Source organism: Sphingomonas elodea ATCC 31461 (assembly GCF_000226955.1).
GTDB lineage: Bacteria > Pseudomonadota > Alphaproteobacteria > Sphingomonadales > Sphingomonadaceae > Sphingomonas > Sphingomonas elodea.
The window spans coordinates 1-13,308 of sequence record NZ_AGFU01000028.1 but is presented as its reverse complement, the minus strand read 5'-3'; the positions used below and the strand labels follow the sequence as shown (position 1 = coordinate 13,308).

Below are 13,308 nucleotides of genomic sequence, written 5' to 3'. Positions count from 1 at the left end.
TGAGATGATCGTGCGCGCCGGACGTTCAGTCGCAGTAGCGGATCAGCACCGGACGGCCGATATAGGGGTCCCAGACCCGGCGAACGCTGCAATATTCATAGTAGCGGTAGCGCGGATAATTGTCGCGGTACCAATAGCCGTCGACCGGGTAATAGCCCCGCTCGCGATAGAAGCGCCGATCATAGTCGTACCGGCGATCGTTGGAGATCGCCGCGCCGATCGCGAGTCCCGCAATCCCCGCTACCAGCGCCACGCCGGCAGCGTCGTCGCGGTCGCGGTAATGCCGGCGCCAGCGCCAGTCCTGCGCCTGGGCGGGCACAGCCGCGGCCAGCAGGCTCGCACCGGTGGCGACGCCCAGCACCAGCTTCTTGGCCAGATGGTTCATCCTTATCTCCTCACCTCGGGGCGCCGGCGAGTCGGGCGGCGCCGATGCCCCGCTATAGGCAAGGACGGCTTAATCGGTGCGGAACCGGCTGTTCAGCCGCGGTTTAGCTGGCTAACGGGCGCCATGGCCTACTGGATCCTTCGCTCCGAACCCGATGTCTATGGCTGGGACGACCTGGTGCGCGACGGCACCACCGAATGGAACGGCGTGCGCAACTACACCGCGCGCAACTTCCTGAAGGCGATGGTCCCCGGCGACCAGGCGATCTTCTACCATTCGAACATCCAGAAGGCCGCGGTGGGCATCATGGAGATCACCCGCGCCTGGCAGCCCGACGGCGACGACGGCAAGTGGGCGAGCGTCGAAGTGAAGGCGCTCCGCCCGCTGGCCAGACCCGTGCCGCTGCCGGACATCAAGGCCGAGCCGCGGCTTACGGCCCTCGAGATGGTGCGCCAGTCGCGTCTGTCGGTGACGCCGGTGCGGCCGGAGGAGTGGGCGGTGCTGCTGGAGATGAGCGGAACGGCACCGGATCGCTGAGGTCGATCGGCACGCGGTTGGACTTGTCGGGCTTCTTCTTGAATGCCCGGCCCACGCCCTTGCCGGCATCGCCGACCAGCTTGAAGAAGTTGCGCGATTCTCCCGGTTCCTCGCAGCAGCTGTTCGGGTCGATCAGCTTGCCGACGCCGCGCACCAGCGCGGTCGCCCCGCCGAAGATGTCGACGCCTGTCTGACATCCGCCGACCAATGCGGCGCACGGCGTCGACACCGCGTTGAGCGCGCCGATGCCGGTCCGCTCCGGATTGCTCGGCATCGGACGATCCGGCGGGCCGCGTTCCCCGGGGAGCGGCAGGCGGGGTGCCTGCGGGCCCGTGCCGCACACCACGATCTGGTCGCCGCCCGTCTGGGCCGAAGCGCAGGGATCGGCAAGGATCGACCATCGCTGGCCGCCATCCGCCGCCTGCTCGGGGGCGTTCACGGTGGCGGCGCTCGCGGGAGCGGCGGCCCGATCCTGCAACGGCACTCCCAACAGCAACACGGCCAGCAACATCACGCACTCTCCCGCAGACCGCGCTCCTTAGACCATGGCTGTGATCGCGGCGAAAGCCCCGACACGCGCATGCCGGCGCACGATTGCATGTCGAGCGCTTTCGCAATCGGCCGCGGCGGCTGGAGCGTTTTCACCGTGGGGGAAGACGCTCCAGGTCTTTGGTTGCCGCATTTCCCGAGCCGTTGCCCGTGCACGGTCAACTCGAAAATGCTCTAGACCAGCGTCGCCTTGCTGCAGCCGGGCAGGTGCTGCTGCACCGGCGATACCAGTTCGCCGATGCCCGCCGGCGGGCGCCGGAAATGCTGCGCCACACGCTTCTCGTCCTCGGCCGACAGGAAGTACGGATAGAGCGAATGCTTGCCGCTCGGCTCGCCGCGCTGGCACCGCTCGATATTCTGGCGGATCGCGTCGACGCTGAGCCACAGCAGATAGGACGGCGCCATCACGCTCTGGTTGATCCGCGGCTCGGTGAGCGCGCGGAAGCCGAGCGAAGCCTCGTAAAAGGCCTTGTGCCGCGGGTTCACCTCGATGAACAGGTCCGAGCAGCCATATTCGGCGGATCCGAAGATCAGCACGCTGTGGAACAGGGCGGCGAGCCGCGACTTGGCCGGCGTCGCCGTGTCGAAGGCGAACTTGGCGAGTTCGCAAAGGCTTGCCCCCGGCGTCTGGCGGATCGCGTCGAGGATGTCCCCGAAGGTGCGATCCGCCGCCAGCCCGGCGGGACCATCCACGGTCAGCGACAGGGTGCCCACCACCTCGGTGCCGCTTTCGGCGACAAAGGTGGTGCACTGCGTGCCGCTCGGCAGGACATGCTCGGAGCCATAGCCCCGCCACCCGTACATCCGGTTGATCAGACCCGATGCCCGCGCCCGATCGCTGCCGCTATCGGCCACGCCGATGCTCAGCCCATCATGATCGAACCGTTCCTTCAGCCCCCTGGAACCACACCCGAACGGATGCGTTTTATGGCACGCACAAGGCTGTGCTGCCTGAATCGGCGCAATGTACCCCACCCGCAATCCTCCTCACCGCCCTCGCCCCGATTAGAGGAGCGATGAGTGAAGATTTCCTGAGTCATATAAATGGCTTAGCGGCGATCTGATGCAAAATTAGGCCAAGATGTGTGCCAAAGTGGAACTCCCCCTCCGTAAACCTACGAAACCTTCACTAAACTGCGGAAATAACTGCGGAACTTATGGATCCACAATGGGTTTGCCCACCGCGACGTGATGAACGCCGCGTTAACACACGGAAGGTCAGCAGTATGAAGCGTTCCCTCGCCGCGATCGCGGCAATTCCCGCATTGTTCCTCTCGGCCACCGCGGCCGAAGCCGCCACCACGATCATCACGCCCGGCTCGCAGCCCGCTGGCACATCGTTCGTGGTCGCAGGCAACATCTTCTCGGGTCCGATCGCCGCGACCTTCGGTCACACCGGTATTGCCGCCGGCGCGTTCACCGACCTGTACCAGTTCACCATCCCGCAGAACGGCACCGGCAGCGGCTCGGTGACCACCGGCGTGACCGGCCCGGGCTTCCTCGGCGTGACCGATCTCGACATCACCTCGGTGATGGTCAACGGCATCGCCGCCACCAGCACGCTGTTCGACATCAATGGCGCGACCTGCACGATGCGCGGCGTCGGCACCTGCGGCGCGAGCGAGAAGTTCTCGGTCAGCAATGCGATGGTCATGCTCGGCCAGCTGAACACCGTCGAAGTGACGGGCGTGTCGCGCGGTCTGGGTTCCTATGGCGGCAACGCGACCTTCATCCCGTCGGGCGTGCCGGAGCCGGCTTCGTGGGGCATGATGATCGTCGGCATGGGCGGCATCGGCTTCGCGATGCGTCGTCGTCGCGCGACCAGCACGCGCGTGTCCTACGCCGCCTGAGCGATAGACTACCGTTGACCTTCGAGCCGCCGATCCCGGATCGGCGGCTCGTCCTTTTGGGCCGCGCCCTCATTCGGCGAACTGGTCGTAGGCGCGCAGCGCGTCGGCGGCGTACATCGGCGCCGGGCCCCCGCCCATATACACGCACATCCCCTATGCCGCCTCGATGCCGCTCGGGGCACTGCCGGCGCTGCTCGCCGATGCCACCCTGCCCGACGACCGCGTTCTGATCTTCCAGTGCCAGAAGGGCGCGCGGCTGGTGCGGACTGGGGCTGCTGCTCCAGCGCCTGCCGTGGAACCCCGTGGCGGCCTGAAAAGCCTCCTCCGAAGCCGGGATCCATTGGATCTCCGTTCCGGCGCGATCCCGGGCGTCCTGGCAATCGAATCCCGGCTTTCGCGGAGATGACGGATCCGAGGGCGCCAAACGAACTAGACGAAAAAGGCCCCCGCCGTCGTCGGCAGGGGCCCTTTCTTCACCGTAGCAGCGTCACTTATGCGGCCGACTTCGCCCGGCTCTGGCGCTTGCGCTCGTTCGGGTCGAGGAAGCGCTTGCGCAGGCGGATGTTCTTCGGGGTCACTTCCACCATCTCGTCATCGTCGATGTACGCGATGGCCTGTTCCAGCGTCATCTTCTTCGGCGGGGTCAGGCGGATCGCATCGTCCTTGCCGCCGCTCGCGCGGAAGTTGGTCAGCTGCTTCGCCTTCATCGGGTTGACCTCGAGGTCTTCCGTCTTGGCGTTCTCGCCGATGATCATGCCCTCGTACAGGGCTTCGCCGTGACCGACGAACAGAATGCCGCGCTCTTCGAGCGGACCCAGCGCATAGCCCTGGGCTTCGCCGGCGCCGTTGGAGATCAGCACGCCGTTCTTGCGGCCTTCGATCTTGCCCTTGTACGGCCCGTACTTCTCGAACAGGCGGTTCATGATGCCGGTACCGCGGGTGTCCGACAGGAACTCGCCGTGATAGCCGATCAGGCCGCGCGACGGTGCCGAGAAGGTAATGCGGGTCTTGCCGCCACCGCTCGGACGCATGTCGGTCATCTCGGCCTTGCGCTGGTTCATCTTGTCGACGACCGTGCCCGAGAATTCCTCGTCCACGTCGATCACGACGGTCTCGTACGGCTCCTCGCGGCCGTTCTCGCCGTCGCGGAACAGCACGCGCGGACGGCTGATGCCGAGCTCGAAGCCCTCGCGGCGCATCGTCTCGATCAGCACGCCGAGCTGGAGCTCGCCGCGGCCGGCGACTTCGAAGCTGTCCTTCTCGTCGCTCTCGGTGATCTTGATCGCGACGTTCGATTCCGCCTCGCGGAACAGGCGGTCGCGGATCATGCGGCTGGTCACCTTGCTGCCCTCGCGGCCCGCCATCGGCGAGTCGTTGACGGCGAAGCGCATCGACAGCGTCGGCGGATCGATCGGCTGCGCCTGCAGCGGCACGCTGACCGAGGTGTCGGCGATGGTGTTCGACACGGTGGCGACGGCGAGGCCGGCAAGGCTGATGATGTCGCCTGCGCGTGCTTCTTCCACCGGCACACGGTCGAGGCCGCGGAACGACATGATCTTCGAGGCGCGACCGGTCTCGATCACATTGCCCTCGGCGTCGAGCGCGTGGATCGGCTGGTTCATGCGCACCGTGCCGCTCTCGACACGGCCGGTGAGGATACGGCCAAGGAAGTTGTCGCGGTCGAGCAGCGTCACCAGGAACTTGAACTCGGCATCCGGGTCCACCTGGGGCGGCGGCACGTGATCGACGATCTTCTGGAACAGCGGGGTCAGCGTGCCCTCGCGCGCTTCGGGATCGTCCGAGGCATAGCCGTTGCGGCCCGAGGCGTAGAGCACCGGGAAGTCGAGCTGCTCGTCGGTCGCTTCCAGCGTCACGAACAGGTCGAACACTTCGTCGAGCACTTCCTGCACGCGCGAATCGGCACGGTCGATCTTGTTGACGACCACGATCGGACGCAGGCCCAGCTTCAGCGCCTTGCCGGTGACGAACTTGGTCTGCGGCATCGCGCCTTCGGACGAGTCGACCAGCAGGATCACGCCGTCGACCATGCTCAGGATGCGCTCCACCTCGCCGCCGAAGTCGGCGTGGCCGGGCGTGTCGACGATGTTGATGCGGATGCTGTTCGCTTCGGTGCCGTCGGGCGACCAGTCGACCGAGGTCGGCTTGGCGAGAATCGTGATCCCGCGCTCCTTTTCGAGGTCGTTCGAGTCCATCGCACGCTCTTCGACGCGCTGGTTGTCACGGAAGGTGCCGGACTGGCGGAAAAGCTGGTCGACGAGGGTGGTCTTGCCATGGTCGACGTGTGCGATAATCGCCACGTTGCGGAGGTTCATGCGATTTCCTGATTGGCGCGGAAGCGCGCGTACGGGCGGCCCCATAGCCGAATTTGTGCGTCGCGGGAAGGCCCCCATGCCAGACGCGCATTCCCGTTGAAACACATAGTGTCATATCTACATGACACACTTGCGGGATACGTGCTTCGCCTGCATGGTTGTCCCCACGGAGTAGGGAAGAGAGAGCGACGATGGCGACTGTGACGGATACCGCAGAACAGGGTCTGGTGCTCACGCCCCCGGATCCCGTGCCCGCCGTGGCACCGGAAAAGGCGGCCGGCTTGGTGCCGGTGGAGGACACCAAGAAGACCGAGCTCGACAAGCGGGTCGACGGCTTCATCGACGATCTGATCGCGCAGGACGTGAACTCGCCCGAGTTCGGCAAGCGTGTCGATGCGATCGCGGCGATGGGGCAGAAGGAAATTCGCGAGGCGGCGGGCCAGTCGAACAGGTTTCTCGATCGCCCGGTCCGCGCGATGGGCAGCGAGGGCGGTGTCGGCGCCGACCTGCTGGCGCTGCGCAAGACGGTGGAAGACCTCGATCCCTCGCGCAACGGCAAGCTGATCGGCGGCAAGGACGGCTTCCTCACGAAGCTGTTCGGCGGCAGCGCGCTGACCAACTATTTCCGCAAGTACCAGTCGTCGCAGAGCCACATCAACGGCATCCTCAAGAGCCTGTCCAACGGCAAGGACGAGCTGCTCCAGGACAATGCCGCGATCGCCACCGAGCGCGCGAACCTGTGGGCGGCGATGGGCCGGCTGGAACAGATGATCTATCTGTCCAAGGCGATGGACGAAAAGCTCGAGGACAAGGCGGCCGAGCTGGATCACACCGATCCCGCCAAGGCCAAGGCGATCCGCGAGACGGCGCTCTTCTATGTCCGCCAGCGCACCCAGGACCTGCTGACGCAAATGGCGGTGACCGTGCAGGGCTATCTGGCGCTCGATCTGGTCAAGAAGAACAATGTCGAGCTGATCAAGGGCGTCGACCGCGCCTCGACCACCACCGTCTCGGCGCTGCGCACCGCCGTCACCGTGGCGCAGGCGCTCAACAACCAGAAGCTGGTGCTCGACCAGATCACCGCGCTCAACACGACGACCGCGAACCTGATCGATTCGACCGGCCAGCTGCTCAAGAGCCAGACCGCCGCGATCCACGAACAGGCGGCGAGCTCGACCATCCCGGTGGAGACGCTGCAGCGCGCCTTCCAGAACATCTACGACACGATGGATGCGATCGACACCTTCAAGCTGAAGGCGCTCGACAGCATGAAGGTGACGGTCAACACCCTGTCCAACGAAGTCGAGAAGTCGAAGGGCTATATCGCCCGCGCCGAGGGGGCCGAGCAGAACCGGCTGAGCGGCCCTGCGGACGGCTTCAAGCTGGAGGCGATGTAAGCCGCGATGCCGAGTGACGTGGACCGCCTGCTTGCCCGCGGCGAGGAACTGATCGAGCGTTCGCGCGCCCGCACCGAAGGCGCGCTCGCCACCCGCACCCGCAAGCGGCGCGAGGCGGAGATCATCGCCCGGCTGGGTCGGATCGCGGCCGCCGATGCGGTGATCCTCATCGCGGCGATCGTGATCGGCATGCTGCTGCCCACCGGCATCGGCATGTTCGGGGCGCTGGCGGTGATGGCGCTGCTGATCCTGGCGACGCTGGTATTCGCCTCGCTGCCGGTCACCCGCGCGCCGCGAGTCGAGCAGCTGGTGCAGGTGCCGCTGAAGGCGCTGCCCGCCACCACCGAACGCTGGCTGGAGACGCAGCGGCTGGCGCTGCCCGCCCCCGCCCGCACCCTGGTCGATTCGATCGGGGTGAAGCTGGAGACGCTGGCGCCGCAGCTCGCCCGGCTGGACGAGGCCTCGCCCGCCGCCAACGAGGTCCGCAAGCTGATCGGCGAGCAGCTCCCCGAGCTGGTCAAGGGCTATGGCCGCGTGCCCGAGCCGCTGCGCACGGTGGCGCGCAACGGCATGACGCCGGACCAGCAGCTGGCGCAGGGGCTGCAGGTGATCGACGAGGAAATCGCCGAGATGACCGCGCAGCTGGCGCAGGGCGATCTCGATGCGCTGGCGACCCGCGGCACCTTCCTGCAGATCAAGTACAAGGACGAGGAACTGGGCTGAGCCCGGATCAAAGCAGCGCGAGCAGGTAGCGGATCAGGTCGGCGATCCCGCTCGCGCTTACCGGCAGCAGCAGCAGGATCAGCGCGTAGATCAGGAACATCCGCGTCAGGAATCGCTCCCGCCGGCCGGGCGGGGCCGGGATCGGCCGTGGCGGCTCAGGCCGGGGCCAGACGCGATTCTCGTCGAAGAACATCGAATGGCAGGGTGCCGCATCGCCGGGCGCGTCGCAACCGCCCCTTGGGCCAGCGGAGCGCGCCGTCGGACCGGCCGCCCCCCTGGGACCTTTGCGTAGAGACGCGGCCAGCCCGGCGTGGCAGGCGAGACAATCAGGCTCGCTCCATGACCATGCCATCCCCTGCCGAACGCCCCAGCGTATTGCTCGTCGAAGACGATGACGGCGTGCGTCGCTCGACCCAGCTGCTGCTGCACGGGCGGGGCTATCTCGTGCGCGCGCACAGCGTGGCGACGGCGTCGCTCGCCGATCCCGCCTCGCTACGTGCCGACTATCTGGTCGCAGACTATTGCCTGCCCGATGGCGACGGCATCGCCCTGTTGCGCGACCTTCACGCGCGGGGCTGGCGCGGCCATGCGGTGCTGATGACCGGCTATCCCAACCCCTCGCTTCGGGCGGAAGCGATGGCGATCGGCTATGCGGCACTGCTCGAAAAGCCGCTGCGCACCCACGAATTGCTCGGCGCGCTCGGCGACTAGAGCATTTTCAAGTTGACCGTTTACGGTCAACGACTCGGAAAATGCGGCAAACAAACATCTAGAGCGTCTTCACCCATGGTGAAAACGCTCTAGCCGGCCACGACGACCTCGGCGTCCTCGCGCTTCTCGGGGCGGATATAGATCGAGCTGAGCTGGGGCAGCGCCGCCTTGAGCGTCGCCTCGATCCGTTCGATCAGCGTCTCCGCCTCGCCCATCGCCAGCGTGTCGTCGAAGTCCGCGCTGATCGCCACGAACACATGGTCGGGCGCGGTGTGGATGGTACGGACATGGTTGACGCCGGTGATGCGCGCCTCGGCCTCCAGCATGGCGCGGATCTGGGCGATCATCTCCGGATTGGCGCGCTCGCCGATCAGCAGTCCCTTGGCCTCTCGGGCGAGCAGCGTCGCGACTGCCGCCAGGATCAGGCCGATCACGATCGAGGCTGCGCCGTCGATGCGCGGGTCGGCGAAGGCATGGCTCGCCCACACCCCGACGCCTGCGACGATCAGCCCCGCCAGTGCCGCCGAATCCTCGAACAATACGATGAAGCCCGCGGGATCCTTGGATTCCCGGATCGCCTTCCACCAGCCGCACGCGCCCTTGCTCTCGCGAAACTCGCGGACGGCGATCACCCAGCTGGTGCCCTCCATGGCGGTGGCGATGCCCAGCACGATATAGTTGACCAGCGGATCGCGCAGCGGCTCCGGATCGATGATGTGGAGATAGCCTTCATAGACCGACACGCCCGCGCCCAGCCCGAAGATCAGGATCGCGACGACGAACGCCCAGAAATACAGCTCGCGGCCATAGCCGAACGGATGTTCGGCGTCCGGCGGGCGCTTCGCCCTGCGCTGGCCGTAGAGCAGCAGGATCTGGTTGAGGCTGTCGACCAGGCTGTGCACGCCCTCGGTGAGCATCGAGGACGAGGCGGTGATCGCCGCCGCGACGAACTTCGCGACGGCGATCCCGATATTGGCGCCAAGCGCCGCATAGAGAACCAGATTGGCGCGCCACCCCAACGCCGGAGACGCAGCCATCCCTTCGCGCCTCAGTCGAGGCCGAGCTTGTGCAACGCCTTGTCGATCAGGCCCTTGTCTTCCTTGCCCGCGCCGCGCTCGGCTTCCGCTTCCGCATTATAGCCCGAGCTCTCGGGAATCTGGTTGTTGTGGATCGGCTGGGTCGAGGCCGGGGGATCGGAGGCGTCCATCGATTCGTCCAGCGCACGATCGAGCCGGGCGTCCTTGCTCGCAGGATCGCGGGCAAGCCGCTCCTCGATCGAAAGATCGGTACCGGCATCGGACGAATGGACGGGGCCCTTGGCCGCATCCTCGTCCGCGCGGGGATCGGGGGCGACCGACATGCGGTCCATGGCGTTTTCGAGCGGGTCGGTAGGCATGCTGCACTCTCCTGAGCGTTACCGGCTTCCAACGGCCCGACGCATGCTCGCGTTCCGTTCTCGCAGAAACGCGCAGCAACGAAAAAGGCCCGGCGGATCGCTCCGCCGGGCCCTTGATGTCGTGTACCGCGGGCGATCAGTCGCGCGAGCTGCCGAACAGGCGCAGCAGGAACAGGAACATGTTGATGAAGTCGAGATAGAGGTTCAGCGCCCCCATGATCGCGACCTTGCCCTGCTCACGGGTGCCCGCGACATAGCTGTAGATGCTCTTGATCTTCTGCGTGTCATAGGCAGTGAGACCGGCGAAGATCAGCACGCCGACAGCGCTGATCACCAGGCTCATCATGCTGGACTGCAGGAAGATGTTCACCACCGTCGCGACGAGCAGACCCACCAGGCCGATGATCAGGAAGGTGCCGAAGCCCGACAGGTCCTTCTTGGTGGTGTAGCCATAGAGGCTCAGCGCACCGAAGCCGGCGGCGGTGCCGAAGAACACCTGCGCGATCGACATGTCGGTATAGGTGGTGAAGATCGTCGAGAGCGACGCGCCCAGCAGGCCGGCATAGGCGAAGAACAGCGCCTTCAGCGTGCCCTCCGACATGCGGCTCTGGCCGAAGCTCATCGCGAACACGATCGCCAGCGGCGAGATCATCGCCACCCAGCCGAGCAGCGTCGGCTGCAGCTGTGTACCCCGGCTGGTTTCCACCAGCTGGAACAGCAGCGCCTGCAGCGATGCGACCTTGCCGAACGCCAGCGCGACGATGCCGGTCAGCAGCACGCCGGAGAGCATGTAGTTGTAGACCGACAGCATGTACGACCGGAGCCCCGCGTCGTGCGCCGCGGCGCGTGCACTCGCGGTCGCGAAGGGCGACTCGCTCGTGCGGGGATCGGACCAGTTAGCCATTCGAAAAACTCCTTTGACCGGCGCAATACCGGATGGGCGGAATATCGGCCTCGCCACAGGCCTTTTCAAGCGAAACCGGGTGTAGCAACGTTTCGAAACAGAGCCCAGATCGACTTCGCTCGCACGGTGCACCAAAGCGCCGCCTTGACCTGGAGACCCTAGATGCATCGCCTGTTCGTCGGATTCCGCCCGCCCGCCGCGATCCGCGCCCAATTGCTGGCGCTGGCCGGCGGGGTCGCGGGCGCGCGCTGGCAGACCGACGACCAGCTCCACTGCACGCTGCGCTATATCGGCGAGGTCGAGCGGCCGGTCGCGGAAGACGTCGCGGTGGCCTTGGACCATGTCCATTTCGCGCCGTTCGACCTGGCGGTCGCCGGGGTCGGCGAGTTCGATTCGCGCGGACGCCTCAATGCCGTGTGGGCAGGGCTGCGGCCGCACGACGCGGTGACCCAGTTGCATCACAAGATCGATCAGACGCTGGTACGGATCGGCCTCTCGCCTGAACGCCGCGCCTATCTGCCCCATGTCACCCTCGCCCGCATGAACGCGCCCGCCGGCGCCAACGATCGATTCCTGGAAGCGCATGCCGGGCTGGCGAGCCCCGCCTTTCCCGTCGACCATTTCCTGCTGTTCGAGAGCCATCTCGGCCGGGAAGGTGCACGGTACGAGGCGATCCGGCGTTATCCGTCGCGCGGCTGAGCGCCCGCAATCCCGTCCGCCACCAGCGCTACGGCGGCGGCGATCACGCCTTCCTCCGCCGGCAGCTTGCCGTCGAGCGTGAGTGTGGCAAGCCCGTGCACCACACCCCATGCGGCAATCGTCGCAGGCTCGGGCGCGCCGCCACCAAGACTTGCGACGCGGCGGGAAAGGATGGCGAAGGCCTCCCCATAGTCCTTGGGCGGCGCATCGCACATCGCCACCCCACCGAACATCAGCCGGAAGAGGGCCGGGCGATGCTGCGCGAACCGGAAATAGGCCAGCCCCTGCGCGACCAGCGCAGCCTTGGGGGATTCCGCCCGATCGGCCTCGGCCAGTGCGGCAGCCAGCTCGGAGAAGCCTGCTTCGGCCACCGCCCCCAGCAGGGCCGCCTTGTCCGGGAAATGACGATAGGGGGCCATCGCCGACACGCCCGTCGCCTTGGCGAGCGCCCGCAGCGTCATCCCCCCCTCGCCCTCGCGGTCGAGCAGCGCGAGGGCTGCCTCGATCAGTCGCGGGCGCAACCCGCCCTCAGCAGTTTCCATCTTGTTTACACCGTACACTATCGGTAGTGTGTACATTGTAAACGAGGAGACTCGAGATGCAAGCTGCCACGCTGCGCGAGACCGTGGATCTCGCCGCCTATCCGGACCTGATCGTGGTGATCCTGGGCTTCAAGCTGCGCCGCCTGCGCGCCCTCCCCGCGATGCTGCGCATCGGCAAGGGCTTGGCCGACATCCGCAAGGATCCGCCCGACGGGCTGCTGGCGGAGGATGGCATGCTGTTCGGCTGGAACCATGTCGGCTTTCGCCAGTATTGGCGCGACCTGGCGAGCCTGGAGGCCTTCACCCGCAGCGCGCCGCACAGCCATTGGTGGCGCGATTTCCTGAAGGACCCGCAAGGCGCCGGCTTCTGGCACGAAGCCTATAGCGCTCGCGGCATCGAGGCGGTGTACGTCAATCTTCCCGGCCAGCGCGTCGGCCTCGGCATGTTCGCGCCCCCGGCCAAGCCGGTGGGCACGCTGATGTCGACCCGCCAGCGCCTCCACGCCCATGCCGGGGCGGAGGGCTGAACCGGGACGGGCATATCAGAACGAGGCCCAGTCCCCGTCGGCCATCGCGGCGGCCGGGGCGGGTGCCAGGGCAGCCCGGCCGCGCGGCGCGGCGCTGCGCGACGACGTCAGGTTGGGCCGGCGCAGCGGCAGGCTCATCCGGGCATTGTGCCCGCCATCCACGGTAAAGGCCTGCGCCTGGCGCTTCAGCGCTTCCACTTCGCTGCTCAGGTTGCGCGCGGCGGCGGAGGTCTGCTCGACCATCGCGGCATTCTGTTGGGTCGCCTGGTCCATCACCGTGATCGCGGTGCTGATCTCGCCGATCGACGAGGCCTGGGCCTGGTTTGCGGTCGCCATGTTGCCGAGCAGGTCGTGCACTTCGCGCACATCGGTGGCGATCGCGGCGAAGGCCTCATCGACCCGCTGGACCATGCCCACCGCGGCGGTGACGTCGGTCTGGGTGGTGGTCAGCTGGTCGCGGGCGCGACCGGCCTCTTCCTCGGCGCGCATCGCAAGGGCGGAAACCAGGTCGGCGACCACCGCGAAGCCGCGGCCCGCCTCGCCGGCGCGGCCGGCCTCGACAGCGGCGTTCATCGCGAGAACCCGAGTCTGGAAGGCGATCTTGTCGAGCCCCTCGATCACCGCGTCGATGCCCTTGGCGCTTTCCGAAACGCGGCTCATCGCCGCCACCGCCTGATCGGCAACCTCGCGGCCGGACTGGACCGAATTGATCGCGCCGTCGGCGCGCGCCACCGTCTGCCCCGCATTGGCGGCGG

General features: G+C 66.8%; 17 protein-coding genes. 7 read left to right on the top strand and 10 right to left on the bottom strand.

What is annotated here, in order from left to right; genetic code table 11:
- Window positions 1-25: 25 nt before the first annotated feature.
- Window positions 26-385 (bottom strand): anion permease, encoded by a 360-nt coding sequence (locus tag KK7_RS20480; protein ID WP_010544479.1) that lies wholly within the window; start codon window positions 383-385, stop codon window positions 26-28.
- 123 nt (window positions 386-508) lie between these two features.
- Here KK7_RS20480 and KK7_RS0109855 point away from each other — a divergent pair, with 123 nt between their 5' ends.
- Window positions 509-922, top strand: a complete 414-nt coding sequence (locus tag KK7_RS0109855; protein WP_010544478.1) for an EVE domain-containing protein — start codon at window positions 509-511, stop codon at window positions 920-922.
- Here KK7_RS0109855 and KK7_RS0109850 read toward each other — a convergent pair.
- Window positions 816-1,433 carry a hypothetical protein gene (locus KK7_RS0109850; protein WP_029623152.1) on the bottom strand — a complete coding sequence of 206 codons (618 nt, stop codon included), beginning with the start codon at window positions 1,431-1,433 and terminating at the stop codon, window positions 816-818. The genes KK7_RS0109855 and KK7_RS0109850 overlap by 107 nt on opposite strands.
- A 212-nt stretch (window positions 1,434-1,645) precedes the next feature.
- The gene (locus KK7_RS20475; RefSeq protein WP_010544476.1) at window positions 1,646-2,326 is read right to left on the bottom strand and encodes an N-acyl amino acid synthase FeeM domain-containing protein; all 681 of its coding nucleotides are present in this window, start codon (window positions 2,324-2,326) and stop codon (window positions 1,646-1,648) included.
- A 371-nt stretch (window positions 2,327-2,697) separates the two neighbouring features.
- Between KK7_RS20475 and KK7_RS0109840 the strand changes: the two genes are divergently transcribed.
- Complete coding sequence (locus KK7_RS0109840; protein WP_010544475.1) at window positions 2,698-3,321, top strand: FxDxF family PEP-CTERM protein; 624 nt, start codon at window positions 2,698-2,700, stop codon at window positions 3,319-3,321.
- Between the two features lie 491 nt (window positions 3,322-3,812).
- Here KK7_RS0109840 and typA read toward each other — a convergent pair whose 3' ends face one another.
- Window positions 3,813-5,654 carry a translational GTPase TypA gene (gene typA / locus KK7_RS0109830; protein WP_010544474.1) on the bottom strand — a complete coding sequence of 614 codons (1,842 nt, stop codon included), beginning with the start codon at window positions 5,652-5,654 and terminating at the stop codon, window positions 3,813-3,815.
- Between the two features lie 191 nt (window positions 5,655-5,845).
- Between typA and KK7_RS0109825 the strand changes: the two genes are divergently transcribed.
- On the top strand, window positions 5,846-7,051 hold the full coding sequence (locus KK7_RS0109825) for a toxic anion resistance protein (RefSeq protein WP_010544473.1): 1,206 nt from the start codon (window positions 5,846-5,848) through the stop codon (window positions 7,049-7,051).
- Window positions 7,052-7,057: 6 nt separating this feature from the next.
- A complete protein-coding gene (locus KK7_RS0109820; RefSeq protein ID WP_010544472.1) occupies window positions 7,058-7,774 on the top strand; it encodes an HAD family hydrolase in 717 nt (238 codons plus the stop codon).
- A 7-nt stretch (window positions 7,775-7,781) separates the two neighbouring features.
- Here KK7_RS0109820 and KK7_RS0109815 read toward each other — a convergent pair whose 3' ends face one another.
- A complete protein-coding gene (locus tag KK7_RS0109815) occupies window positions 7,782-7,967 on the bottom strand; it encodes a hypothetical protein (RefSeq protein WP_010544471.1) in 186 nt (61 codons plus the stop codon).
- A 146-nt stretch (window positions 7,968-8,113) separates the two neighbouring features.
- Between KK7_RS0109815 and KK7_RS0109810 the strand changes: the two genes are divergently transcribed.
- Entirely contained in the window at window positions 8,114-8,485 is a 372-nt protein-coding gene (locus tag KK7_RS0109810; protein WP_193378010.1) for a response regulator, read from the top strand.
- 89 nt (window positions 8,486-8,574) lie between these two features.
- Here KK7_RS0109810 and KK7_RS0109805 read toward each other — a convergent pair whose 3' ends face one another.
- The 3 genes from KK7_RS0109805 to KK7_RS0109795 form a co-directional block, all read right to left on the bottom strand.
- Window positions 8,575-9,522, bottom strand: coding sequence for a cation diffusion facilitator family transporter (locus tag KK7_RS0109805; protein WP_029623151.1), 948 nt, complete (start codon window positions 9,520-9,522; stop codon window positions 8,575-8,577).
- 11 nt (window positions 9,523-9,533) lie between these two features.
- Window positions 9,534-9,881, bottom strand: a complete 348-nt coding sequence (locus KK7_RS0109800) for a hypothetical protein (RefSeq protein ID WP_010544468.1) — start codon at window positions 9,879-9,881, stop codon at window positions 9,534-9,536.
- A gap of 136 nt (window positions 9,882-10,017) precedes the next feature.
- Window positions 10,018-10,785, bottom strand: coding sequence for a Bax inhibitor-1/YccA family protein (locus KK7_RS0109795; protein WP_010544467.1), 768 nt, complete (start codon window positions 10,783-10,785; stop codon window positions 10,018-10,020).
- Between the two features lie 162 nt (window positions 10,786-10,947).
- Between KK7_RS0109795 and thpR the strand changes: the two genes are divergently transcribed.
- The gene (thpR, locus tag KK7_RS0109790; protein ID WP_010544466.1) at window positions 10,948-11,484 is read left to right on the top strand and encodes an RNA 2',3'-cyclic phosphodiesterase; all 537 of its coding nucleotides are present in this window, start codon (window positions 10,948-10,950) and stop codon (window positions 11,482-11,484) included.
- On the opposite strand, the gene KK7_RS20470 is transcribed toward thpR, so the two are convergent.
- On the bottom strand, window positions 11,466-12,026 hold the full coding sequence (locus KK7_RS20470; RefSeq protein WP_040598282.1) for a TetR/AcrR family transcriptional regulator: 561 nt from the start codon (window positions 12,024-12,026) through the stop codon (window positions 11,466-11,468). The two genes, thpR and KK7_RS20470, sit on opposite strands and share 19 nt — an antisense overlap.
- A gap of 56 nt (window positions 12,027-12,082) precedes the next feature.
- Here KK7_RS20470 and KK7_RS0109780 point away from each other — a divergent pair, with 56 nt between their 5' ends.
- The gene (locus KK7_RS0109780; protein WP_010544464.1) at window positions 12,083-12,553 is read left to right on the top strand and encodes a monooxygenase family protein; all 471 of its coding nucleotides are present in this window, start codon (window positions 12,083-12,085) and stop codon (window positions 12,551-12,553) included.
- Window positions 12,554-12,568: 15 nt separating this feature from the next.
- Here KK7_RS0109780 and KK7_RS0109775 read toward each other — a convergent pair.
- Window positions 12,569-13,308: methyl-accepting chemotaxis protein (locus KK7_RS0109775; RefSeq protein WP_010544463.1), on the bottom strand; the 740-nt coding region annotated here is incomplete at its 5' end.

Excerpts from the sequence above, each read along its gene's own strand:
- KK7_RS20480 (WP_010544479.1), bottom strand. The coding sequence starts at position 385 with ATGAACCATCTGGCCAAGAAGCTGGTGCTGGGCGTCGCCACCGGTGCG.
- KK7_RS0109855 (WP_010544478.1), top strand. The coding sequence starts at position 509 with ATGGCCTACTGGATCCTTCGCTCCGAACCCGATGTCTATGGCTGGGAC.
- KK7_RS0109850 (WP_029623152.1), bottom strand. The coding sequence starts at position 1,433 with ATGTTGCTGGCCGTGTTGCTGTTGGGAGTGCCGTTGCAGGATCGGGCC.
- KK7_RS0109840 (WP_010544475.1), top strand. The coding sequence starts at position 2,698 with ATGAAGCGTTCCCTCGCCGCGATCGCGGCAATTCCCGCATTGTTCCTC.
- typA (WP_010544474.1), bottom strand. The coding sequence starts at position 5,654 with ATGAACCTCCGCAACGTGGCGATTATCGCACACGTCGACCATGGCAAG.
- KK7_RS0109825 (WP_010544473.1), top strand. The coding sequence starts at position 5,846 with ATGGCGACTGTGACGGATACCGCAGAACAGGGTCTGGTGCTCACGCCC.
- KK7_RS0109820 (WP_010544472.1), top strand. The coding sequence starts at position 7,058 with ATGCCGAGTGACGTGGACCGCCTGCTTGCCCGCGGCGAGGAACTGATC.
- KK7_RS0109815 (WP_010544471.1), bottom strand. The coding sequence starts at position 7,967 with ATGTTCTTCGACGAGAATCGCGTCTGGCCCCGGCCTGAGCCGCCACGG.
- KK7_RS0109810 (WP_193378010.1), top strand. The coding sequence starts at position 8,114 with ATGACCATGCCATCCCCTGCCGAACGCCCCAGCGTATTGCTCGTCGAA.
- KK7_RS0109805 (WP_029623151.1), bottom strand. The coding sequence starts at position 9,522 with ATGGCTGCGTCTCCGGCGTTGGGGTGGCGCGCCAATCTGGTTCTCTAT.
- KK7_RS0109800 (WP_010544468.1), bottom strand. The coding sequence starts at position 9,881 with ATGCCTACCGACCCGCTCGAAAACGCCATGGACCGCATGTCGGTCGCC.
- KK7_RS0109795 (WP_010544467.1), bottom strand. The coding sequence starts at position 10,785 with ATGGCTAACTGGTCCGATCCCCGCACGAGCGAGTCGCCCTTCGCGACC.
- thpR (WP_010544466.1), top strand. The coding sequence starts at position 10,948 with ATGCATCGCCTGTTCGTCGGATTCCGCCCGCCCGCCGCGATCCGCGCC.
- KK7_RS20470 (WP_040598282.1), bottom strand. The coding sequence starts at position 12,026 with ATGGAAACTGCTGAGGGCGGGTTGCGCCCGCGACTGATCGAGGCAGCC.
- KK7_RS0109780 (WP_010544464.1), top strand. The coding sequence starts at position 12,083 with ATGCAAGCTGCCACGCTGCGCGAGACCGTGGATCTCGCCGCCTATCCG.